At 63.7% G+C, this 20,933-nt stretch carries 18 protein-coding genes and 1 other RNA gene; 8 read left to right on the top strand and 11 right to left on the bottom strand.

All coding sequences use genetic code 11. The features are described 5' to 3' along the window. Nucleotides 1-10: 10 nt before the first annotated feature. Genes PRZ03_RS00475 through PRZ03_RS00460 form a run of 4 tightly spaced genes read left to right on the top strand, consistent with a single transcriptional unit; the run spans nt 11 to nt 4,227 of the window. Nucleotides 11-940 (top strand): carbohydrate ABC transporter permease, encoded by a 930-nt coding sequence (locus PRZ03_RS00475; protein ID WP_273598519.1) that lies wholly within the window; start codon nt 11-13, stop codon nt 938-940. Nucleotides 941-954: 14 nt separating this feature from the next. Beyond that, nucleotides 955-1,788: a carbohydrate ABC transporter permease gene (locus tag PRZ03_RS00470; protein ID WP_273598518.1), complete on the top strand. Its 834-nt coding sequence runs from the start codon at nt 955-957 to the stop codon at nt 1,786-1,788. A 38-nt stretch (nt 1,789-1,826) separates the two neighbouring features. Continuing rightward, complete coding sequence (locus tag PRZ03_RS00465; protein WP_273598517.1) at nt 1,827-3,155, top strand: GH1 family beta-glucosidase; 1,329 nt, start codon at nt 1,827-1,829, stop codon at nt 3,153-3,155. A gap of 10 nt (nt 3,156-3,165) precedes the next feature. Further along, a complete protein-coding gene (locus PRZ03_RS00460; protein ID WP_273598516.1) occupies nt 3,166-4,227 on the top strand; it encodes an ABC transporter ATP-binding protein in 1,062 nt (353 codons plus the stop codon). A gap of 58 nt (nt 4,228-4,285) precedes the next feature. On the opposite strand, the gene PRZ03_RS00455 is transcribed toward PRZ03_RS00460, so the two are convergent. The 5 genes from PRZ03_RS00455 to PRZ03_RS00435 form a co-directional block, all read right to left on the bottom strand. Further along, on the bottom strand, nt 4,286-4,702 hold the full coding sequence (locus tag PRZ03_RS00455) for a GNAT family N-acetyltransferase (RefSeq protein WP_273598515.1): 417 nt from the start codon (nt 4,700-4,702) through the stop codon (nt 4,286-4,288). A gap of 76 nt (nt 4,703-4,778) precedes the next feature. Beyond that, nucleotides 4,779-5,615, bottom strand: a complete 837-nt coding sequence (locus tag PRZ03_RS00450; protein ID WP_273598514.1) for a polysaccharide deacetylase family protein — start codon at nt 5,613-5,615, stop codon at nt 4,779-4,781. A 33-nt stretch (nt 5,616-5,648) separates the two neighbouring features. Beyond that, nucleotides 5,649-7,868, bottom strand: coding sequence for a formylglycine-generating enzyme family protein (locus tag PRZ03_RS00445; RefSeq protein WP_273598513.1), 2,220 nt, complete (start codon nt 7,866-7,868; stop codon nt 5,649-5,651). Continuing rightward, complete coding sequence (locus PRZ03_RS00440) at nt 7,840-8,739, bottom strand: glycoside hydrolase family 16 protein (RefSeq protein ID WP_273598512.1); 900 nt, start codon at nt 8,737-8,739, stop codon at nt 7,840-7,842. The genes PRZ03_RS00445 and PRZ03_RS00440 overlap by 29 nt, the downstream gene beginning before the upstream one ends. Before the next feature lie 22 nt (nt 8,740-8,761). Further along, complete coding sequence (locus tag PRZ03_RS00435) at nt 8,762-10,075, bottom strand: ABC transporter substrate-binding protein (protein ID WP_273598511.1); 1,314 nt, start codon at nt 10,073-10,075, stop codon at nt 8,762-8,764. A 213-nt stretch (nt 10,076-10,288) separates the two neighbouring features. Here PRZ03_RS00435 and PRZ03_RS00430 point away from each other — a divergent pair, with 213 nt between their 5' ends. Then, on the top strand, nt 10,289-10,960 hold the full coding sequence (locus PRZ03_RS00430; RefSeq protein ID WP_263532891.1) for a response regulator: 672 nt from the start codon (nt 10,289-10,291) through the stop codon (nt 10,958-10,960). 48 nt (nt 10,961-11,008) lie between these two features. Then, the gene (locus PRZ03_RS00425) at nt 11,009-12,499 is read left to right on the top strand and encodes a sensor histidine kinase (RefSeq protein ID WP_263532890.1); all 1,491 of its coding nucleotides are present in this window, start codon (nt 11,009-11,011) and stop codon (nt 12,497-12,499) included. A 118-nt stretch (nt 12,500-12,617) separates the two neighbouring features. Here PRZ03_RS00425 and PRZ03_RS00420 read toward each other — a convergent pair. From PRZ03_RS00420 to PRZ03_RS00395, 6 genes are all read right to left on the bottom strand, one after another. Further along, nucleotides 12,618-12,694, bottom strand: a non-coding RNA gene (locus PRZ03_RS00420) — sX9 sRNA. A gap of 62 nt (nt 12,695-12,756) precedes the next feature. Beyond that, on the bottom strand, nt 12,757-13,911 hold the full coding sequence (gene rodA, locus PRZ03_RS00415) for a rod shape-determining protein RodA (RefSeq protein ID WP_263532889.1): 1,155 nt from the start codon (nt 13,909-13,911) through the stop codon (nt 12,757-12,759). Further along, the gene (gene mrdA / locus PRZ03_RS00410; protein WP_273598509.1) at nt 13,908-16,070 is read right to left on the bottom strand and encodes a penicillin-binding protein 2; all 2,163 of its coding nucleotides are present in this window, start codon (nt 16,068-16,070) and stop codon (nt 13,908-13,910) included. Before mrdA ends, rodA begins: the two co-directional genes overlap by 4 nt. Nucleotides 16,071-16,113: 43 nt before the next feature. Next, nucleotides 16,114-16,635, bottom strand: a complete 522-nt coding sequence (gene mreD / locus PRZ03_RS00405) for a rod shape-determining protein MreD (protein WP_263532887.1) — start codon at nt 16,633-16,635, stop codon at nt 16,114-16,116. Further along, nucleotides 16,632-17,597 carry a rod shape-determining protein MreC gene (mreC, locus tag PRZ03_RS00400; RefSeq protein ID WP_263532886.1) on the bottom strand — a complete coding sequence of 322 codons (966 nt, stop codon included), beginning with the start codon at nt 17,595-17,597 and terminating at the stop codon, nt 16,632-16,634. The genes mreD and mreC overlap by 4 nt, the downstream gene beginning before the upstream one ends. Before the next feature lie 165 nt (nt 17,598-17,762). Then, nucleotides 17,763-18,806, bottom strand: a complete 1,044-nt coding sequence (locus PRZ03_RS00395; protein ID WP_263532885.1) for a rod shape-determining protein — start codon at nt 18,804-18,806, stop codon at nt 17,763-17,765. Between the two features lie 324 nt (nt 18,807-19,130). Here PRZ03_RS00395 and gatC point away from each other — a divergent pair, with 324 nt between their 5' ends. Both gatC and gatA read left to right on the top strand, forming a co-directional pair. Continuing rightward, nucleotides 19,131-19,430, top strand: coding sequence for an Asp-tRNA(Asn)/Glu-tRNA(Gln) amidotransferase subunit GatC (gene gatC, locus PRZ03_RS00390; protein ID WP_263532884.1), 300 nt, complete (start codon nt 19,131-19,133; stop codon nt 19,428-19,430). Further along, on the top strand, nt 19,430-20,932 hold the full coding sequence (gene gatA / locus PRZ03_RS00385; protein ID WP_263532883.1) for an Asp-tRNA(Asn)/Glu-tRNA(Gln) amidotransferase subunit GatA: 1,503 nt from the start codon (nt 19,430-19,432) through the stop codon (nt 20,930-20,932). The genes gatC and gatA overlap by 1 nt, the downstream gene beginning before the upstream one ends. The last annotated feature ends 1 nt before the right edge of the window (nt 20,933 follow it).

The following is a 20,933-nucleotide window of genomic DNA, read 5'->3' as shown; positions in this document are numbered from 1 at the left end:
GACCCTCACGATGAAGCTACCTGTCTTCCTGCGCTTGCCACCACGCTGGGCGCCCTATGTGTTCTTGGCACCTTTCGTGCTGCTGTTCCTGATCTTCGGCATGTTCCCGCTGAGCTTCTCGCTCTACCTGGCCTTCCAGACCTGGGAGCCGACCAGCGGCCTGACGGCGATGAGCTTCGTCGGCCTCGACAACTTCGCCTTCGCGCTGCAAGACGAATGGTTCTGGAAGTCGCTGAAGAACACCACCTGGCTGGCCTTGGCCTCGGGCGTGCCCCAGCATCTGGTGGCGATCCCGCTGGCCTGCTTCATCCATGCCTCGTTCAAGCGCCTTCGCAACGGCGTCGTCGGCGCCTACTTCATGCCCTACATCACCTCGACGGTGGCGATCGCGATCCTGTTCAGCTCTTTGTTCTCGACCGACTACGGCCTGATCAATGGCGTCATCGCGGCCTTGCGCGAGCTGCCTGGTATCGGCTGGCTGATGCCGGCTGCGGCGATCGACTGGCTCAACAACCCGGACGCATTGAAACCCGCGATTGCGATGATCGTGTTCTGGCGCTATGTCGGCTTCAATGTGGTGCTCTATCTGGCCGCACTGCAGACTATTCCTGCCGACATCATGGAAGCCGCACGCATGGACGGCGCCAGCCGGATGCAGCAGTTCTGGCACATCACCTTGCCGAGCTTGAAGCCGATGATCTTTTTCGGCGTCACGCTGAGCGTGATCGGCGGCCTGCAGCTGTTCGAGGAACCCTTCATCCTGACCAATGGCCGTGGCGGCACCGACCAGGCCGGCATGACGACGGCCATCTACCTCTACCGCATGGCTTTTGACTTCAATGATTTTGGTGCGGCCAGCGCGATGTCCTGGTTGCTCTTTCTGCTGGTGGGCCTGCTGACCTGGCTAACCAACCGCGCGTTTCGCCAGCGCGGCGCTTGAAGAAGGCCTTTGATATGCACACAAGCTCCAAGCACCAACTCGCACCCTGGGCCGCCTACGGTCTGGTCGGCCTCGGCATGCTCATCATGCTGGCGCCCTTCTATTTCATGTTCGTGTTCGCCACCCATTCGCGCGGCGAGATCTTCAGCATGCCGCCGCCGATGTTTTTCGGCGACGACTTTCTCAACAACCTCGCCATCCTGACCAAGCGCATTCCCTTCTGGCGCAATCTGGGCTGGAGCATTTATGTCGGCCTGGCCTCGACGCTGCTGACCTTGCTGTTCTGCGCCATGGGTGGCTATGCCTTCGCGATGTTCGAGTTCCGCTACAAGAAGGCGCTGTTCGGTCTGGTCATGGGCACGATGCTGCTGCCGACCTTTATGAACATGATCCCGACCTTCATGATCATGGACATGCTGGGCTGGATCGATCAGCCGCGCGCGCTCTACATCCCCGGCGCGGCCAGCGCCTTCGGCATCTTCCTGATGCGGCAGTTCGCCTTGACCTCGATCCCGCGCGACCTGGTCGAGGCGGCGCGCATGGACGGCTGCGGCGAGTTCGGCATCTTCTTTCGCATCGTCTTGCCGCTGCTCAAACCAGCGCTGGGCACGCTGGGCCTGATCACCTTCATCGCCTCCTGGAATAACTTCATCGGCCCACTGATCGTGATGCGCTCGCCGGATATGTACACGCTGCCGCTGGCGCTGCGCAGCCTGCAAAGCCCGGTCGACACCGAATGGGGCGCGCTGATGACCGGCTCGGCCATCGCAACGCTGCCGCTGATCGTTCTGTTCGTCATGTCTTCCAGGCAGCTGATTTCCGGTCTCACCGTAGGCGCCGTCAAGTAGACGCACGCCGCCTAACTCTTCTCCCGCCTCCTCTGCCCATGAGCAATAAAAAGAACTCCTTCTTCCCGCACGACTTTGTCTGGGGCGTGGCCACCAGCGCTTTCCAGATCGAAGGTGCCAGCGCCGCCGACGGCAAAGGCCCCTCGATCTGGGACAGCTTTTGTGCCCAGCCCGGCAAGATTGCCGACGCCAGCAACGGCGACATCGCCTGCCAGCATTACCAACGCTGGGCCGAAGATCTGGACATGATTGCCGCCTTGGGCGTCAATGCCTACCGCTTCTCGGTCTCCTGGCCACGCGTGCAGCCCGCCGGCAGCGGCGCCTGGAACGACAAAGGTCTGGACTTCTACGAGCGCATCGTCGACGGCCTGCTGGCGCGCGGCCTGCAGCCTCATCTGACGCTCAACCACTGGGACCTGCCGGACGCCTTGCAAGCCACCGGAGGCTGGGCCAAGCGCGACACCACACAGCGCTTTGTCGACTACGCGCTCGGCATCAACGCTCGCCTGGGCGACCGCCTGGCCTCGATCGCCACGCACAACGAGCCCTGGGTGGTCGCGACGCTTGGCCACGAGACCGGCATCTTCGCCCCCGGCATCAAGAGCCGCAAGACCGCCGCGCAGGTTTCGCATCACCTGCTGCTCAGTCACGGCCTGGCGCTGCGGGCGCTGCGCGAGCAAGGCGTTAGCGCCAAGCTGGGCATCGTCTTGAATCTGGCGCCCATGCACCCGGCCACCGACACGGCCGCCGACCGCGCTCAGGCCAGCTTGGAAGACGGCCGCCTGCTGCGCTGGTATCTGGACCCGCTCTTCAAGGGCGCTTATCCGAGCGATGTGTTGGCTGACCTGGGCGGCGATGCACCCGAGATCGAAGCCGGCGACATGCAGTTGATTGCCGCACCGATGGACTTCCTTGGCGTCAACTATTACTCGCACTCGGTCGTCAGCGCCGACAAGAGCTACAAGGCCGGCAGCACCGGTTTACCTGTCACCGACATGGGCTGGGAGGTCTACCCCGAAGGGCTGACCGAGCTGCTCCTGCGCCTCAAGCGCGACTACCCGGTGCCGCCGTTGTTCGTGACCGAAAACGGCGGCGCTTTCAAAGACAAGATGGTCGCGGGCCAAGTGCATGACCAGGATCGCCTCGACTATCTGGCGCGTCACATCGACGCGGTGGCCGAGGCGATGCGCCAGGGCGTCGACATGGGCGGCTATATGGTCTGGAGCCTGATGGACAACTTCGAATGGGCCTCAGGCTACGAGAAACGCTTCGGCATCGTGCATGTCGACTACCAGACACAGCAGCGCACACTCAAAGACAGCGCGCTCTGGTATCGCGACTTCCTGCAAGCGCAAAAACAGTTCTGAGGACGAGAAAATGGGACAGGTTTCACTGCGCGGCATCCGCAAAAGCTACGACAAGATCGAGATCATCAAAGGCATAGACCTGGAGGTGCGCGACGGCGAGTTCATGGTCTTTGTCGGGCCGTCGGGCTGCGGTAAGTCGACCACCTTGCGCATGATTGCCGGGCTGGAAGAGATCAGCGCCGGCGAGCTACAAATCGCCGGCGTGCGCGCCAATGAGGTGCGCCCTGCCGACCGGGGTGCCGCCATGGTGTTTCAGAGTTATGCGCTGTACCCGCATATGACGGTGGCCGAGAATATGGGCTTCGCGCTGAAGATGGCAGGCGAGTCCAAGGCAAAACGCGAGGCCCAGGTGGCCCGCACCGCCGAAGTCTTGCGCATCACCGATTTGCTCGGCCGCTACCCCAAGGAGCTGTCCGGCGGCCAGCGCCAGCGGGTCGCGATTGGCCGCGCCATCGTGCGCAAGCCCAAGGTCTTTTTGTTCGACGAGCCGCTGTCCAACCTGGACGCCGCGCTGCGCGTCAATATGCGCATCGAGCTGTCGCGGCTGCACAAGGAACTCGGCACGACGATGATTTACGTGACCCATGATCAGGTCGAGGCCATGACCATGGGCGACCGCATCGCGGTCTTCAACCAGGGCCGCATCGAACAGCTCGGCGCGCCGCTGGAGCTTTACGAGCGCCCGGCGAATGAGTTTGTCGCCGCCTTTATCGGCGCGCCGCGCATCAATTTCATTGACCGACCCGTGGCAGGGGCGGCCAGTGCGGCGCACCAAGGCCTATGGGCAAAACTGCTGGCGAACAGCAACGACATGGCGGCCAAGCGCGTGGGCTTGCGCGCCGAGCATGTACGCCTGGTCGCCGCCGAGCAAGGCATCCCGGCCCAGGTCGAGTTGGCCGAACATCTGGGCGACAGCTCGATTCTGTATCTGCGCATCGAGGGCCTGCCCGATCTGCTCAGCGCCAAGGTCGGCGCGGGCCACAGCAGCATTCAGGCTGGCCAACGGGTCGGTCTGGATGTGGACGCAGCGGCGGCACTGCGCTTTGGTGCGGATGCTTGTTTGCTGGGCTGAAATCAGCCAAAGAATTCGAGCGTCGACCCCAGCCGAGTGGTTCAACGCCTCTTGCGTTTCACTGGTAACGCTTGAGCAAAAATACGCGCTCGGGAATACCCGGAATGCCTGTGACCCGACCAATCACTTCAAATCCAAGCTTGCCGTAAAAGTCGGGCGCCTGCAGAGCGAGCGTGTCCACCTGGGCGGCCACACAGCCCCGCTGCCTCGCCTCGGTTTCCGCCAAGGCCATCAGTCTGCGGCCCAAGCCGCTTCCACGCGCGGCTTTATCCACCCAGACCACTTCGATCAAAAACTGTTTGTATATCGTCCGCCCGGCAACACCGCCCAAGAGCTTGCCCGCGTCGTCCCGACCGACTGCGCAAAGCGGCTTCGACAGCTCCTTACCCAGCAGTTCATGGTTATAGGCCCTGACGCCGTCAACCAACGCATCAAAGACGGCAGGATTGCTTTCATTGAATACTTCGAATTTCACGCGCTTGCTTCCCGGTTTGTGTTGCACTTATTGATGGCTGCTCGAATCAGTTCAGCCCAGGCGCTGATGGCCTGACTCAGCGTGAGCCAGTTTCCTTCACGCCCTGCATACCCTTCACATACTTCATGATGTTCACAAACGTGTCAATCCAGAAGACATCACGGCGTGCCGCGAGGTAATTGAGCAGTTCTGCGTGCGCCTGTGTTGACACGCTGAGGTGATCGCCGCCTATGCCATGAAAGGTGATGTTGATCATCGTGCCGGCCTGGGCCGCCTGGTCGACAAGCGCGATCAGTTGCGCTCCGCTGGCATCTAGCGGGACGAAGACGCTGACCGCATAAGGGTCAAGCTGGGCCATATCGGGTACAACACCACCGACCTTGGCCTTGATGGCGACAAAGTCGCCCTTGATCAGCGTCAGATAGTTCTGGCCCCCGGCCAAATGCTCGGTGCAGGGCGCGGTGAAGCTACGCTCAGTCTTGCCGTCAATTGCCCGCAGCAAGGTGTTGCCGACGCGAATCTGCGCGGCCAGTTGAGAGGCACTGATCTTGTCCAGATCGTTGTCTTCGCTGACCCAGGCGCGCTCAGACCCGGCGCGGGAGCATTGGTGAAACAGCGTGTGATTGCCCAGCTCATGGCCGGCGGCGGCCGCGGCGCGCCACTCGTTCATGCGACGGCTCACGACATCGCTGCTCAGCGTCAAGTAAAAGCTGCCGCGCAAGTCGGCCCGATTCAAGGCCGGAATGGCGTTGTCGAGCTGGCTGTTCAGCGCGTCGTCATAGGCCAGGCTGACCGCCGCGCGCTCGCCCTTGGGCCATTGAAAGGGCTGGCCTTGCGCACCACGGGCAGAGGCCGTTAGATTCAGCAAAGCGGTGGCCAGGAACAAGGCCTGGGCGGTCTTCATCTTCCACATCGAACAGTTCCAGCCTTTCAAAAAATAGCGGCTTCAACCCCCATCCATCACACAGCGAAAACCGATGGTGCCGGCCCGGTCTTTGGACGGCGCCATCAGTAAGTATTTGCCATGCTCGTTCAGCTTCAAGGCCGACGGAAAGTACCAGTGCGAGCCTCGGGGCCGATAGTAGCTGCCGCCGCGCAGCACGGCCGCGCGGGTGTGCTCGTCGGCGAATTCATCGGTCCATTGCCAGACCAGGCCCACCATGTCCTCGACCCCAAACGGGCTGGCGCCCAAGGGGTGCGTGCCGACCGGGGCGGGCGGCGGCATGTCCCGCTCGGTGGCGGGCGTGGGTGCAGCGGCGGCCAGCCATTGATTGCCCCAGGGGTATTGCCGGCCATCGCTGCCCTGCGCCGCGTATTGCCATTCCCACTCATGCGGCAGGCGCTTGCCGGCCCATTGGCAATAGGCGCGCGCGTCTTCAATCGACACCCATGTGACGGGGCGCTGGGCATCGCCCGGCTTTGGACTGGGCCCGGCCCATGCTTTCAGGAAGTTATGTGCATCGGCGGGCTGGTAGCCGGCGGCGTCGATGAAGGACTTGAACTGTGCGTTGGTGACCGGATGACGGTCGATGAAGAAACGCTTGAGCGCCATGCGGTGCAGATGAGCGCGGCGGGGCAAAGCCTCCCAGGGGTATTGCACATCCATGCCGGGGCGGTTCTCGCCCTCGATTTCGACACCGGTGACGCGGAAGTCAAACTCGCCGGCGGGAATCTCAACCATGCCGCTAAGCGCTTGGCTGACAGACCGTGTAGCCGCGATTGGCAGCATCGTTTGCGGCAGCGGCTTCCATTCGGCGGAGTAGGCGCTCAAGGGCTGACTGGCCCGAGCCTGCTGCGCTGTCAAGAATGCCGCAAGACCGGCCGGCAATGCGCCGCCGTCCAGCCCGAGCACCGCACCGTAACCGAGCGGCTCCATCTCGAAGCTCAACACAGCCTCGGAAGCGCTTACCCTGGCCGCTAGCTCCACGCCGCGCCACAGATCGAAATAGCGCCGCCCCGGCCGATGTGCCAGCTTGATGATGGCCTCATCGAGCGCAAAGGCATTGCGGTTGACCAGCGTCCACAAGGTGCGGCCCGCACCGGCAAAGCTGCTGGCGAAGACACCGTAATGCTGCGTCGGCAGATGAGGCACCCAATCCAGGCTGCTCAGCAAATCGGGCACGGCGCGGTAGATGCTCGCGATGCGCCTGAGAGCCTCGGCATCTCGCGGCGTGAAGGGGTTCCACCAACCCCAGATGTTCTCCCAGCTCTGGATGCCGGCGCCGTTAAAAAAAGCCGCCTGCATGATGTTGTGGCGGTCGGTGGCCCAGCGGTCGCTGACATGGATCAGATGGCGCGGTTCTAACCACTTCCATTTACTGACCATGGGCACAAATGGCGTCTCCCAATAACCCCAGCTCTGCTGATTGAAGGCCAGCATCGCCTCGTCCTTGAAGGACAGCTCGGGCTGCAGCAGCAGCGCCCGGCCACTCGCGTCCACTGCCTCGCGGTAAGCCAGCGGTAGGCCTTCCATGGTGTCGCCATTGATGCCGTCGGCGCCGATCTCGGCCATCAGCGCGGCGATAGCTTCGGGCATGGGCCGGCCTTCGTCGCGCGAGCCCTGGTCCCAGGGCAGCAGCGGGAACAGCACGCGCACGCCTCGGCTTTGAAAGTCCTTGACCAGTTGGCGCAGCGCCGGCAGACCGCCGGGCAGGTCGCGCAACATATCCCATTGGTTGCGGTCGTCGATGCCGATGTTCGGATAGACCGGCCACAGCAGCACGCTGTCGATGCCGCCATAACGCTGATTCAGGTCGGCGAGGTAGCGCTCGGGTGTGTAGCGCCGCGCTTGTGGGTCGTAGAGATAGCGGTCCTCCATCATCGCCTGCGGCTGCACGAAGTTGCGCTGCGTCCAGAGCAGCTCGGGGCGGCGGTACTGCGCGTCGTCATAGGCCATCGCTTTGAGCTGCTGCATGCGCCAAGCCCGCATCGCTTGCAGCCAGAGCTCAAACTCACCGGCGCTATCGCGCTGCCAGTTGTTCATGCGCGCCTGCCAGTCGGGCTCGCCGCGGTCCTCTTGTGCCGGGCCGGCAATTTGGCTGCCGCGCGGTTTGATCTCGACCGTCGCCGCTTGCCCTTGCACGGCCATGGTCAGCAGCAGCCCGATCGTGATCAAGCCAGCCAAGCCGCGCCGCCGCTTACTTGGCCTGCTGGTAGATGCGCACATGCTCGACTTCCATACGGATCGGCAAGGCGGCGTCATCGACCGGCCCGCCCAGATCGCCGCCGATGGCGATATTCAGAATCAAGAACTGCGGCGCATCAAAAGGCCAGGCGGCCTTGCCGGTCTTGAGGTTTGGATAGACGGCATGGGTCTTGCCGTCAATGCCGAAGCTCACTTGGTCGGCCGTCCAGTGCATCTGGTAGTTGTGAAAGGCGCTGCATGCGTCAGGCACCTGGGTCTCGCCGCCCTTGCCATGCGCGCCGCTGCCGGCCGTGGTGTGGACGGTACTGAAGACCTTGGCCGGCTCTTTGCCGACCTGTTCCATGATGTCGAGCTCGCCGCCTGCTGGCCATTCGCCCTGACTGCCCAGCATCCAGATCGCTGGCCAACTTCCGACGCCACAGGGCAGCTTGGCGCGGATCTCAAAAAAGCCATAGGTCCAGTCGGCCTTGCCAGCGGTGATCAAGCGGGCCGAGGTGTAGCGCTGGCCGCCCCAATCGGGCTGCTTGTCCAGGGATTCCAAGCGCGCGCTGATGATGAGCTTGCCGTCTTGCACGACGGAGTTCTCCGCCCGCGCATGGCTGTAGTACTGCAGTTCCTTGTTGTGCCAGCCTTGCTTGTTCATGCCGGTGTCGTAGACCCATTTGGCCGGGTCGGGCAGGCCGGCTTGCTCGAACTCATCAGACCAGACCAGCTTATAGCCGGCCGGCAGGCTGAGCGTTTGTGCTGCCGGTGCCGGCGTCTGAGCAGGCGCGGGCGCCACATCAGCCCCGCCCGAACCGCAGGCAACGAGAGCCAGGCCGGCGAGCAAGGGCGTCCAGCAGCGGCGTTGCGAGATGAGTTCGGAGCAAAGTTGCAAGGAGGCAGTTGGCATGGTGATCTGAGTGGAGGTGGTTTCATCGGTGAGCACGACGTTCAAGCAGGGCTTGGGCGTCGGCGAGGGCGGTGCGAATAGATTTGCCACGGTTCAAGACATGATCGAGTTCGCTTCCAATCACTTCATCGGCGAAGGGGTCTTGCTTGTGCACAGGCACGGCGCTGATGCGGCGCGCGGCCTGGCGCCATAGCTGCCGCGCCGGCTGAGCGCCCAAGAATGCGACTGGCGCGTCAAAAAACGGATCCTCATGCGCGGCCAGCAGCGCCGGGAAGGCATCATGCGTTTTGAAGGCGGTCAATTGACGCTCGCGGTCCAGCGTCATCAGCTGGATGAACTGCCAGGCCAGCAGCTTGCGGTTGGCATCCAGCTTGCGCGGTATTGCGTAGAAGGCGCCGCCGTAGCCGGCATTGGCACCCTCGGGCAGCTCGGCGGCGCGCCACAGGCCGGCCGTTTTCGGCGCGATCCAGTTGCTCAGTTGGCCAACCAACCATGCTCCGGACAATTCGGTGGCCAACGTGCCGCGTTTGAAGCCCTCGGCCCATTCATTCGACCAAGCGGTGATGCGGGCATCCAGCCCTAGACGGCGCACCTTTAGCGCCAACTCAAATGCGCGCACAAAGCGCTCGGACTGCACCAGCACCCGCGAGTTCTGGTCGAAATAGATGCCCTCGCCGGGCGCAATGCCGGTGCGGATCAAGATGTCTTTGATCGCCTGCACATGGGCGATCAAATAAGCGCCGGTCTGCTTCTTGATGCGGGCGCCGGCCGCAATATAGCCGTCCCAGGAACGCGTTAACTCAGCGGCATCGACAGCGGCGCGGGCCAGGATGTCCTGGCGATAGAGCAAGGTGCCGGGGCCGATATCGGTCGGTACCGCGACGACGGCGCCGTTGCGGGCGATGGCCTGGTCATAGGCATAGGGCACCAGCAGCGGCCGATAGCGGTCTAGCGCGAAAGGTGCTTGAGCCAAGTTTTCCAGGCCGCCGCCCTGCGCGAAGCGGCCAAGCTTGCTGGACTCCAGCGCCAGCACGTCGGGCAGAAGCGCCGCGGTAGACAGCGCCGTGCTCATGGCCGTGTGGTGATCAGCGTATTGGCGGGTGAGCACCTCAACAGCCACATTCGGATGCAGGCGCTGCCAAGCAGGCAAGGCGGCCCGGGCGATCTCATCGACCAGCGGGAAGGCGGCGACGGTCAGCGTGATCTTCTCGTCAGCCGCAACCCGCCCCGCTGCGCCCAGCGCCAGCCATGCACCGGCGGCGCTCCCCGCCAGCCAGGCGCGTCGCGTCGGCCCCGGCAGCAGCGACTGCTGTTCCGAGCAGGTACTTGCGGGCATTGTTTCGGTCTCCGATGTTTTTATGAAAGCGCTTTCAGAATGTAATTCATGCGCGTCTCTTTGGCATTGCTGGCTAACCCTTAGCCGGCATTGAGCGCGGCGCGGGCCGCACGCGAGGCCATGCCGCTCGAACTGCAATCCATGCCCCAAACCACGCGTCAACCGGCGCCCTCCTAGAATGCGCTCAACATAGATCAAGAACGGAGACACCCGATGCGCATTCTGATTGCGGAAGATGATCAAGTGCTGGCCGACGCGCTGCTGCGTTCGCTGCGCGCCTCCGGCTACGCAGTCGATCAGGTCAGCAATGGCAGCGAGGCCGACGCCGCCCTGGCCTCGCATGAATTCGATCTGGTGATTCTGGACCTGGGCCTGCCCAAACTGCACGGCCTGGAGGTTTTGCGCAAGCTGCGCGCGCGCGGCTCTTCGATGCCGGTCTTGATTCTGACGGCGGCCGACAGCGTCGAGCAACGCGTCAAGGGCCTGGACTTTGGCGCCGATGACTTCATGGCCAAGCCCTTCTCACTGCAGGAGCTCGAAGCCCGCGTGCGCGCGCTGACCCGGCGCGGCCTGGGCACCGCCTCCAGCGTCATCAAGCATGGTCCCCTGAGCTTTGATGCGACCGGGCGCGTCGCCTACATCAACGATCAGATGATAGAGCTGTCGGCGCGCGAGCTGAGCCTGCTGGAAGTACTGCTGCAACGCGCCGGGCGCCTGGTCAGCAAGGACCAGTTGGTGGAGCGCCTGTGTGAGTGGGGTGAAGAGGTTAGCAATAACGCCATTGAGGTCTATATCCACCGGCTGCGCAAAAAGATCGAACAAGGCCCGATCCGCATCGCCACCGTGCGCGGCTTGGGTTATTGCCTGGAAAAGATCGCCCCCTGAGCCAGCCGCTGATGCCTGCTCAACAGCTCCGTCAAGCAGCGGTTCGCGATGCCGGCTAGCTCTGGTCAACGCTCGCTGTTTGGCGAGATCCTCGATTGGATGCTGGCGCCGCTGCTGCTGATCTGGCCGATCAGCGTCGCGCTGACCTGGCTGGTCGCGCAAGGCATCGCCAGCAAGCCCTATGACCGCGAGCTGGGCGAGATGGCGCGCACGCTGGGCCTGCAGGTCGCTGCGGCAGACCCCGCCCCGCGCGGTGGGCGGCCCAAATACGCCTTGGCGCCGGAAGCCGCTGCGCTGCTGCGTGCCGATGAAACCGACACGGTGTTCTATCAGGTGCTGGGCCTGAAAGGCGAGCTGCTGAGCGGTGATGCGGCGCTGCCGGTGCCACCCGACGACGAGGTGATCGTGCCCTGGGAATTGCATTTCAGGGACGACGAAATTGGCAACGAGGCTGTGCGCGTGGCTTACATCTGGGTGGCGCCCGAGGGCATGGCCGGCTCGACCAAGACCATGCTGGTGCAGGTGGCGGAGACCTTGGGCAAACGCTCGCGCCTGACCAACGAAATCATCAAGGGCGTGATCTTGCCGCAGTTTGTGATCCTGCCGCTGGCGGTCTTGCTGGTCTGGCTGGCGCTGGCGCGTGGCATTGCGCCCTTGAATGAATTGCAGCGCCGCATCCGCTCGCGCGACAGCTCCGACCTGAGCCCGATTGACGAGCTGCGCATCCCCGATGAGGTGGCGCCGCTGGTGCGGGCGATCAATGATCTGTTGGCGCGGCTGGATCAGTCGATCAGCAGCCAAAAGCATTTTCTGGCCGACGCCGCGCACCAGCTGAAGACGCCGCTCGCCGGCCTGCGCGCGCAAGCCGAGTTCGCTCAAGCGCAGATCGACGAGGGGCATAGCGAGCCGGCCGAGCTGAAGCGCTCGCTGCAGCAGATCTCGCTGAGCAGCCAGCGCGCCGCGCATATGGTCAACCAGCTGCTGGCGATGGCGCGGGCCGAGGACAAAGAACATGCGGCGCGGCGCAGCGAGGTCAATCTGGCCGAACTGGCGATCGAGACGGTGCGCGACTTTGTCCCGCGCGCGCTCGATAAGCGCATTGACCTGGGCTATGAGGGGCCGTCCGAAGAGCAATGCGGGCTGCGCGTACTCGGCCACCCGCTATTGATTCGCGAGCTGATCCGCAACTTGGTGGACAACGCCCTGCTCTACACGCCGACGAGCGGCACCGTCACCGTGCGCGTGGTCGAAGACCCGTTCGGCCAGGTCAGCGTCTTGCAGGTGGAAGACACCGGGCCGGGCATTCCTGAATCGGAACGCGAGAAGGTCTTCCAGCCTTTTTACCGCGCCTTGGGCACCAATGTGGACGGCTCAGGGCTGGGCCTGGCCATCGTTCGCGAGATCGCCGGCCAGCATGAGGCCGAAGTCAGCCTGGATGACACTCGCCAGCGCCGGCCGGGTCATGTCGATGCCGCGGGCCAGGGGCCCGGTGCGCGCTTCACGGTGCGTTTTCAGGCTCATCCCATTGAGCTTAGCTAGAGCCTGCGCTGAGCGACCAGGCTCATCCCATTGAGCTTAGCTAGAGCCTGCGCTGAGCGAACAGGCTCTTCCCATTGAGGCCACAAGCTAGAGCCTGCGGCGCTGAACTAGGCTTAGCGGCTGAGAACTTTTGTAGCGAGCGGCCGTCAGGCTAGGCGGACGGAGCGCAGAAACCGGAACGTACTCCCTGTACGTGAGGATTTCGAGCACCCGGCCAACGACGCATGGCGGTCGCGCAGTAAAAAGTTCTCTGCCGCTCAAGACTGATTGAAGCGCCGGCTCTTGGCGATCGACATCAGCATTCCCAGGCTGATGCCCAGCATCACCATCGCCGTGCCGCCATAACTGATGAAAGGCAGGGGCACACCCACGACCGGCAAGATGCCGCTGACCATGCCCATATTGACGAAGACATAGGTGAAAAAGCTCATCGTCACCGCGCCCGCCATCAGGCGCGCGAACATGGTCGGCGCGCTCGAGGCGATCAGCAGCCCGCGCAATATCAGGGCCGAAAACCCCGCCAGCAAGGCCATCGCGCCAACTAGGCCGAACTCCTCGCCGAAGGCTGCAAATATGAAGTCGGTGGTGCGCTCGGGGATGAACTCCAGATGGGTTTGCGTGCCTTGCATAAAGCCCTTGCCGGTGATGCCGCCGGAGCCGATCGCGATACCGCCCTGGATGATGTGAAAGCCCTTGCCCAGCGGGTCTTTGGTCGGGTCCAGCAATGTGCAGACGCGGTTCTTTTGGTACTCGCGCAGCACCGGCCAGGTCACGTCGGGCTGGCAGATGGCGTCTTCGCTCATGATCAGCGCCGTGACGGCCGCTGCACCGAGCACAAAGGCCGGCAGGATCAAGCGCCAGGACAGGCCGGCAAAGAAAATCACATAGATGCCGGCCGCCGCGACCAGGATGGCGGTGCCCAAATCGGGCTGCTTGGCCACCAGGGCTACCGGCAGCAAGAGCAAGACAAAGGCGGCGATGAAGTCGGCCAGACGCAGCGCCCCTTCGCGCTTTTGGAACCACCAGGCCAGCATCAGCGGCGTGGCAATCTTCAGCAACTCCGAGGGTTGGATGACGATGCCTATATTGAGCCAGCGGGTCGCCCCTTTTTTGCTGATGCCGAACAGCGCCGTCGCCAGCAACAGCGCCATGCCCACGGTGTAAAGCGGTATCGCCAGCGCCATCAAGCGCTGCGGCGGCAGCTGCGCCACCAGGAACATGACCCCGAAAGCCAGCAGCATATTGCGACCATGGTCGACGAATCGGGTGCCGTGATCGAAACCTGCCGAGTACATCGATATCAAGCCAATGCCGGCCAGCCAGGCGATGGCCAACAGCAGCGGGATGTCAAAGCCGGCGAACATCGGTTTGAGGTGCTGCCAAAGACTGGGCTTTTTGAAAACGTCGGTCATCGCGAAGCTCCGGATGCGGGGGGCTGGACAGCGGCTCTTGGCGCACTGGCCGGCCGAAGGGCGGGCTTGCTGGATGCGGATGCGGCCGGCATGTTCGCTATCGCCGGAGCTGCCGAAGCTGCTGAAGCGGAAGGCATGGGGGCAGACGCAGAAGCTGAAGCACCAGCAGCCGAGGCGGAGGCCGCCGAAGCTGCCGCCGCTACATCGGCCGCATTGCCCGGCAGTGGGATCTCGGTCGCCAGGCGCGGCTTGCCGACCGGCGCGGTGGTCTTGCCTTGCTGGGTCAGGGCGATGTCTTCTTCGCTCGGGTATTGCCCCATCAGCACAAAGTCGAACAGGCGCCGGGCGATAGGCGCGGCCGAGGTGGAGCCGAAACCGGCGTTCTCGACGATCACCGCCACCGCGATCGTCGGCGCTTCGATAGGCGCGAAGGCGACGTAGAGCGAATGGTCGCGCTTGCGTTCATCGGCCTTGATGTCTTTGTACTTTTCGCCGGCACGCAAGCCCACCGCTTGCGCGGTGCCGGTCTTACCGCCGCTCTTGTAGCCGGCGCCGGCAAACACAGCGCGCGAGGTGCCTTCCACCGTCACACCATGCATAGCATTCAAAATCACATCGACCTGTTCGGGCCTGAGCGGCAAGGGCGTCATCGCGTCACTGGCGACGCGGCGCTGTTCATGTTTGACGACGTCCTGAATCTCGCGCACCAAGCGCGGCTTGTAGCGCAGGCCGGCGGAGGACAGCGTCGAGGTGGCCGTGGCCAGTTGCAGCATGGTGAAGTTGTTGTAACCCTGGCCGATACCCAGCGAAATCGTCTCACCGGCATACCATTTTTGCTGCTCGGGCTTTTTAAAGCGGGTGCGCTTCCAGGCAGTGGACGGCAGATCACCGGTCAGCTCGCCGATCAGGTCGATACCGGTCTTGCGGCCAAAGCCGAACGGTTCCAACTCGTCATGAATCAGGTCCACGCCCATCTCATTGGCCAGGCTGTAGAAATAGACGTTGCTGGAGCTGACGATGGCCAAACGCATGTCTTTAGGGCCGGGCCGGTCCACCTCGGGGCTGCCGAAGGTGCGGCCGCCGAAGCTGTAGGTGAGGTTGTCCTGGATGATCAGGCTGGGCGAGCGCTTGCCCGAGTTCAGGGCCGCCATCGCCATAAAGGGCTTGAAGGTGGAGCCCGGCGGATAGGTGCCACGCATCGCCCGGTTCAACAAAGGTTTGTCGATGTTCTCGTTGAGCTCGCGCCAGTTGTCGGCGTCGATGCCATCGACGAACAAGTTAGGGTCAAAGGTCGGCTTGGACACAAAGGCCAGCACCTCACCATTGCGCGGGTCAATCGCCACCAGCGCGCCGCGCCGGTCCTTGTACAACTCCTCGACCAGCGCTTGCAGGCGGATGTCGATCGACAGCACCAAGGTGTTGCCCGGCGTGGGTGGCTTGTGGGCGAGCCGGCGCACGGCGCGCCCGCCGGCACTGGTCTCCAACTGCTCGAAGCCGGTGATGCCGTGCAGCTCGCGCTCATAAGCCTGTTCCAGGCCCAGCTTGCCGATGTACTCGGTGCCGCGGTAATTGGCGAAGTCTTCTTCCTCCCAATCATCCATGGCCTTCTTCTCGGCCTGGTTGATGCGGCCGATATAGCCGATCAAATGCGCGCCGACCTCACCCAGCGGGTAGTTGCGGAACAGCCGCGCCTTGATCTCGACGCCAGGGAAGCGAAAGCGCTGCGCGGTGAACTTGGCGACTTCGGTGTCACTGAGCTTGGTGCGAATCGGCAGCGACTCGAAGTTCTTGCTCTCGCTCATCAGGCGCTTGAGGCGCTTGCGGTCGCGCGGCTGGATCTCGATCAGCTGGGCCAGCGCGTCGATGGTGCCGTCTAGATCATCGACCTTGGCCGGCGTGATCTCCAGCGTGTAGGCCGAGTAGTTGCTGGCCAGCACGACGCCATTGCGGTCCTTGATCAGGCCCCGGTTGGGCACGATGGGGACGATGGTGGTGCGATTGGACTCGGCGCGGTCGAGCAAATTGTCATGTTGCGTGACCTGCAAGAACAGCAAGCGGGCCGTCAACAGGCCAAAGCACAAGAGCACAAACAAGCCGGCCGCGACCAGGCGCAAGCGAAAGCCGCCCAGCTCTTGCTGGATGTTTTTCATCACCGTCATGTCGGGAGCCCTGAGCCGCTCACAAGGGGATTCACAAGGGCACTCACAGGGGGCGATTGGCGTCGCGATCCGGCGCCCGCCGCTGGGGCGCCAGCAGCAAGACGGTGGCCAGCGGCCACAGCATCGCCTCGAACAGCGGGGCCAAAGCCAGCTGCCAGCCCGGCCACATGCCGCCCACCACCATGCGAACCAACAGCGACACCGCATGGGCCGCCATGAACAAGGGCAGGACATGGAAGGCCTGCGTCACCAGCCCAAAGCCGGGCAGGCGGCGGTGCAGGCTGACCGCCGCGTAGCTGAGCAGGCTGTAGGCCAGCGCATGCTGACCGAGCAAGGCGCCATGGTGAACGTCCACCAGCAAACCGAAGGCAAAGGCCCAGCTCACGCCAATGCGGCGCGGCTGGTGCACGCCCCAGAACACCAGCACCACGGCCAGCAAATCGGGCATCGCGGGCGAACGGCCGATCGGCACCATATCGACCATCAGCGCCAGGATCAAACTGAGGCCAATAAAAAGCGGATTGGCCGGCATCAAGAGCTGGCCGGAGCCACGCGGCATGATCATTTCGAGCCTCCTTTGGCCGCCGCAGCTGCGGCCTTGCGCGCGCTCTTGCTAGCGGCCGCAGACGCCGCATCGGCGGCTGCCGCCGCAGCGGCTTCGGCCTGCGCCGCCTCATGCTGGGCCAGCGGCTGCAGGACCAAGACATGGCGGGCGCTGTCGGCCTGCGCGATGGGTTGCAGGCCGACGCTGGCAAAGCTGGTATCGCCGCGCCGCTCGACCAAGCTGACGCGCGCAACCGGCAGGCCGGGTGGGTAGACACCGTCAAGGCCAGACGTCACCAAAACGTCGCCCTCTTTGACGTCGGCATTGGCGGCCAGAAAACGCAGCTCCATGCCATTGCCATCGCTGCGCCCAAATGCCGCGTTACGTTGCTGGGTGCGCGAGTTCAAGACCGGAATCGCCGCATCCTTGTCGTTCAGCAAGGTCACCTCGGCGCTGAGGCCGTAAACCCTGGTGACCTGACCGAGCACGCCCTTGTCATTGATGACCGGCGCGCCCGGCTGCACACCATGCCGGCTGCCCCGGTCGATGACGACGCGGCGCGAATAGGGGTCGGTCGCCTCGTACAGCACCTCGGCCGAGACCGAGCTGACCTGCACGGCAGGGCGCAGCTCCAGCAAGGCGCGCAGGCGCTGGTTTTCGGCCTGCAGCTGCTCGGCGCGGCTCAGGCGTTCGGCCTGTTGCACCAGCTGGCGTCGCGCCAGGTTCTCGGCCTCGCGCGCGCTCTCGGTGCCGCGCAGATAGTCTTGCAGCGTTTCCCAAGCGTCCACCGGTGCCAGCAAGAGGGTCTGCAGGGGTTGCAAAGCCAAGGCCATGCTGGCCCGCGCCGGCGCGGTCAACTTGAAACGCGCATCGGCCACCATCAAAAACAGCGCCAGCGCCGCGCACAGCAGCAGCTTCGTCAGCGCAGAAGCGCCTTGACGAAAGAACGGAGGGGTGTCGCGATCAAAGGGGCCGAGGGACATGGCGCTTCAGGACGTTTCGATTCGACATAAGCAGTCTCACGGGCCGTAGCGAGCGGAGGCTTGGCTAGGCGGCCGGAGCACAGCAACCGGAACGTACTTCCTGTACGTGAGGATTGCGCGCACCGCCCAACGACGCCAGGCCTTCGCGCAGTAGGCCTTCGCCCATTACTCGTAGGTGAAGATGGAACCCAGGCGCTCCATGCGCTCCAGCGCCATGCCGCAGCCACGAACGACACAGGTCAGCGGATCTTCGGCGACTAAGACCGGCAGGCCGGTCTCTTCCGCCAGCAAGCGGTCCAGATCGCGCAGCAGCGCGCCGCCGCCGGTCAGCATCATGCCGCGCTCGGCGATGTCGGCGCCCAACTCCGGAGGCGTCTGCTCCAAGGCGTTCTTGACGGCGGAGACGATCTGATTCAGCGGGTCGGTCAGCGCTTCCAGGATTTCGTTGCTGGAAATCGTGAAGCTGCGCGGCACGCCTTCGGCCAGATTGCGGCCCTTGACTTCGATTTCCTTGACCTCGGAGCCGGGGAAGGCACTGCCGATGGTCTTCTTGATCATTTCGGCGGTGGGCTCACCGATCAACATGCCGTAGTTGCGGCGGATGTAGTTGATGATGGCCTCGTCGAACTTGTCGCCGCCGACCCGCACGCTGCCCTTGTAGACCATGCCGCCCAGCGAAATCACGCCGACTTCGGTCGTGCCGCCGCCGATGTCAACCACCATCGAGCCCGAGGCTTCGCTGACCGGCAGGCCGGCGCCGATCGCGGCCGCCATCGGCTCTTCGATCAGAAACACCTGCGAGGCACCGGCGCCGAGCGCCGATTCGCGGATCGCGCGGCGCTCCACCTGGGTCGAGCCGCAGGGCACGCAGATGATGATGCGCGGGCTGGGGCGCAGCATCTTCGAGTCGTGCACCATCTTGATGAACTGCTTGAGCATCTGCTCGGTGACAGTGAAGTCGGCGATCACGCCGTCTTTCATCGGGCGGATCGCCTCGATATTGCCCGGCACCTTGCCCAGCATGGCCTTGGCTTCGCTGCCGACGGCCTGGATGGTTTTCTTGCCATTGGGGCCGCCTTCGTGGCGGATCGAAACGACCGAGGGCTCGTCCAGCACGATGCCTTTGCCGCGGACGTAAATCAGCGTGTTGGCAGTGCCCAAGTCAATGGCGAGGTCGGTGGAGAAATAGCGGCGCAGGGAGGCGAACATGGTATTTTTTAAGGCGCTGGGCTTGGCATCTGAGCCCTTGGGCTGGAGATCGCCGGCACATCACGCTTGAAGCGTTGATCGGGGCTGTTGGTGGTGAGCCAGTGCGGGATAAGGGTGGTGAAACAGAAAAACTTGGCTTCGCCATATGCAGCGAGGCTGCCTGAGCCTGTACGGCACTCAAAAGTACCGCTTAGCTTGCGCAGCCCCGTTGCAATGGAGATAAGCATAGATAATAACTGATCACCCTCTATTTCTTCATAGCGCGGGCCCTTTGTTCTTAGACTTGGGGCTTTGTTTTTTGCCACTCACCCCCTTTGGTTTGCCATGGCCCTGACCCCACAAGACGTAAGCCGTATCGCCAATTTGGCCCGGCTGGAACTGCATGAGGCCGAAAGCGCCGCCCTGCTGGGCCAGCTCAATGGCTTCTTTTCCATCGTCGAACAAATGAGCGCGGTGGACACCAGCGGCGTCGAGCCGCTCTACACGCCGCTGTCTGCGGTGCAAGAAGTGAGCTTGCGCCTGCGCGAAGACCTGGTCACGGAGACAAATCAACGTGAGCTGAATCAGCGCAGCGCGCCCGCCGTCGAGGACGGCCTGTTCCTGGTGCCCAAGGTGATCGAATAATGACAACGACGACAAATAAAGCATTGCATGATTTGGGCGTGGCCGATTTGAGCCGAGCCTTGGCGGCCAAGCAGCTCAGCAGCGTCGAATTGACGCAGCATTTGCTGGCACGGGTGAAGCAGCACGAAGGCCTGGGTTGCTTCTTGCACACCGACGCCGACGCCTCACTGGCCGCCGCAACGGCCGCCGACGCGCGCCGCGCGGCCGGTGACGGTGCTGCGCTGCTGGGCGTGCCGCTGGCGCACAAGGACATCTTCGTCACCAAGGACATGCCGACCACGGCCGGCTCCAAGATCCTTAAGTCTTACCGCAGCCCGTTTGACGCGACCGTGCTGGAGCGGCTATTCGCGGCCGGCACGATCTCACTGGGCAAGCTCAACTGCGACGAATTCGCGATGGGCTCGGCGAATGAGAACTCGGCTTTTGGCCCAGTGGCCAACCCCTGGGACCATGGCCGCGTACCAGGCGGCTCTTCCGGCGGCTCGGCCGCAGCCGTGGCGGCCCGCCTAGTGCCCGCCACCACCGGCACCGACACGGGGGGCTCCATCCGCCAGCCGGCCAGCTTCACCGGCATCAGCGGTATCAAGCCGACCTATGGCGTGTGCAGCCGTTTCGGCATGATCGCGTTTGCGTCCAGCCTCGACCAAGCCGGCCCGATGGCTCGCTCGGCTGAAGACTGCGCCATGCTGCTGTCGGCGATGAGCGGCTTCGATGAGCGTGACGCCACCAGCGTGCAGCGCCCGCCGCAAGACTTCCACACACAAATGTTGCAAGCACGGCCCGGCGCCACTGCGGCACAGCCACTCAAAGGCCTGCGCATCGGCTTGCCCGTCGAGTTCTTCCCGGCGGCCTTGGCGGCCGACGTCAACGGCGCCGTGCGCGCCGGTCTGGCGGAACTCGAAAAACTCGGCGCAACGCTGGTCGACGTCAGCCTGCCGCGCACCGAGTTGGCGATTCCGGTTTACTACATCATTGCGCCGGCCGAGGCCAGCTCGAACCTGAGCCGCTTCGATGGCGTGCGGTTTGGCCATCGCGCCGCCCAGTACGACGATTTGCTGGACATGTACAAAAAAACCCGGGCCGAAGGCTTCGGGCCTGAGGTCAAGCGCCGCATCATGATCGGCAGCTACGTCTTGTCTCACGGTTATTACGACGCCTACTACCTGCAGGCGCAAAAGCTGCGCCGCATGATTGCCGACGACTTCCAGCGCTGCTTCACGCAATGCGATCTGATCGCCGGCCCGGTCGCGCCGACCGTCGCCTGGAAGCATGGCGAAGGCGCCGATGACCCGGTCAAGGCTTATCTGGCCGACATCTTCACCCTGCCCGGCTCCTTGGCCGGCCTGCCCGGCATGAGCGTGCCGGTCGGTTTCGGCGAGGGCGGCATGCCTGTGGGCTTGCAGCTACTCGGCAACTATTTCCAGGAGGGTCAGCTCTTGCATGCGGCCCATGCCTTGCAACAAGCAACCGACTGGCACCTGGCTGCCCCGGCGGGGATCTGAA

Origin of the sequence: Roseateles albus (assembly GCF_028595345.1) — a bacterium.
Lineage (GTDB): Bacteria > Pseudomonadota > Gammaproteobacteria > Burkholderiales > Burkholderiaceae_C > Paucibacter_A > Paucibacter_A albus.
This window is presented reverse-complemented; position numbering and strand designations above follow the sequence as displayed.

What these genes read in the sequence shown, in the direction of transcription:
- PRZ03_RS00475 (WP_273598519.1), top strand. Translation starts at nt 11, where the DNA reads ATGAAGCTACCTGTCTTCCTGCGCTTGCCACCACGCTGGGCGCCCTAT.
- PRZ03_RS00470 (WP_273598518.1), top strand. Translation starts at nt 955, where the DNA reads ATGCACACAAGCTCCAAGCACCAACTCGCACCCTGGGCCGCCTACGGT.
- PRZ03_RS00465 (WP_273598517.1), top strand. Translation starts at nt 1,827, where the DNA reads ATGAGCAATAAAAAGAACTCCTTCTTCCCGCACGACTTTGTCTGGGGC.
- PRZ03_RS00460 (WP_273598516.1), top strand. Translation starts at nt 3,166, where the DNA reads ATGGGACAGGTTTCACTGCGCGGCATCCGCAAAAGCTACGACAAGATC.
- PRZ03_RS00450 (WP_273598514.1), bottom strand. Translation starts at nt 5,615, where the DNA reads ATGTGGAAGATGAAGACCGCCCAGGCCTTGTTCCTGGCCACCGCTTTG.
- PRZ03_RS00445 (WP_273598513.1), bottom strand. Translation starts at nt 7,868, where the DNA reads ATGTGCGCATCTACCAGCAGGCCAAGTAAGCGGCGGCGCGGCTTGGCT.
- PRZ03_RS00440 (WP_273598512.1), bottom strand. Translation starts at nt 8,739, where the DNA reads ATGCCAACTGCCTCCTTGCAACTTTGCTCCGAACTCATCTCGCAACGC.
- PRZ03_RS00435 (WP_273598511.1), bottom strand. Translation starts at nt 10,075, where the DNA reads ATGCCCGCAAGTACCTGCTCGGAACAGCAGTCGCTGCTGCCGGGGCCG.
- PRZ03_RS00430 (WP_263532891.1), top strand. Translation starts at nt 10,289, where the DNA reads ATGCGCATTCTGATTGCGGAAGATGATCAAGTGCTGGCCGACGCGCTG.
- PRZ03_RS00425 (WP_263532890.1), top strand. Translation starts at nt 11,009, where the DNA reads ATGCCGGCTAGCTCTGGTCAACGCTCGCTGTTTGGCGAGATCCTCGAT.
- rodA (WP_263532889.1), bottom strand. Translation starts at nt 13,911, where the DNA reads ATGACCGACGTTTTCAAAAAGCCCAGTCTTTGGCAGCACCTCAAACCG.
- mrdA (WP_273598509.1), bottom strand. Translation starts at nt 16,070, where the DNA reads ATGACGGTGATGAAAAACATCCAGCAAGAGCTGGGCGGCTTTCGCTTG.
- mreD (WP_263532887.1), bottom strand. Translation starts at nt 16,635, where the DNA reads ATGATCATGCCGCGTGGCTCCGGCCAGCTCTTGATGCCGGCCAATCCG.
- mreC (WP_263532886.1), bottom strand. Translation starts at nt 17,597, where the DNA reads ATGTCCCTCGGCCCCTTTGATCGCGACACCCCTCCGTTCTTTCGTCAA.
- PRZ03_RS00395 (WP_263532885.1), bottom strand. Translation starts at nt 18,806, where the DNA reads ATGTTCGCCTCCCTGCGCCGCTATTTCTCCACCGACCTCGCCATTGAC.
- gatC (WP_263532884.1), top strand. Translation starts at nt 19,131, where the DNA reads ATGGCCCTGACCCCACAAGACGTAAGCCGTATCGCCAATTTGGCCCGG.
- gatA (WP_263532883.1), top strand. Translation starts at nt 19,430, where the DNA reads ATGACAACGACGACAAATAAAGCATTGCATGATTTGGGCGTGGCCGAT.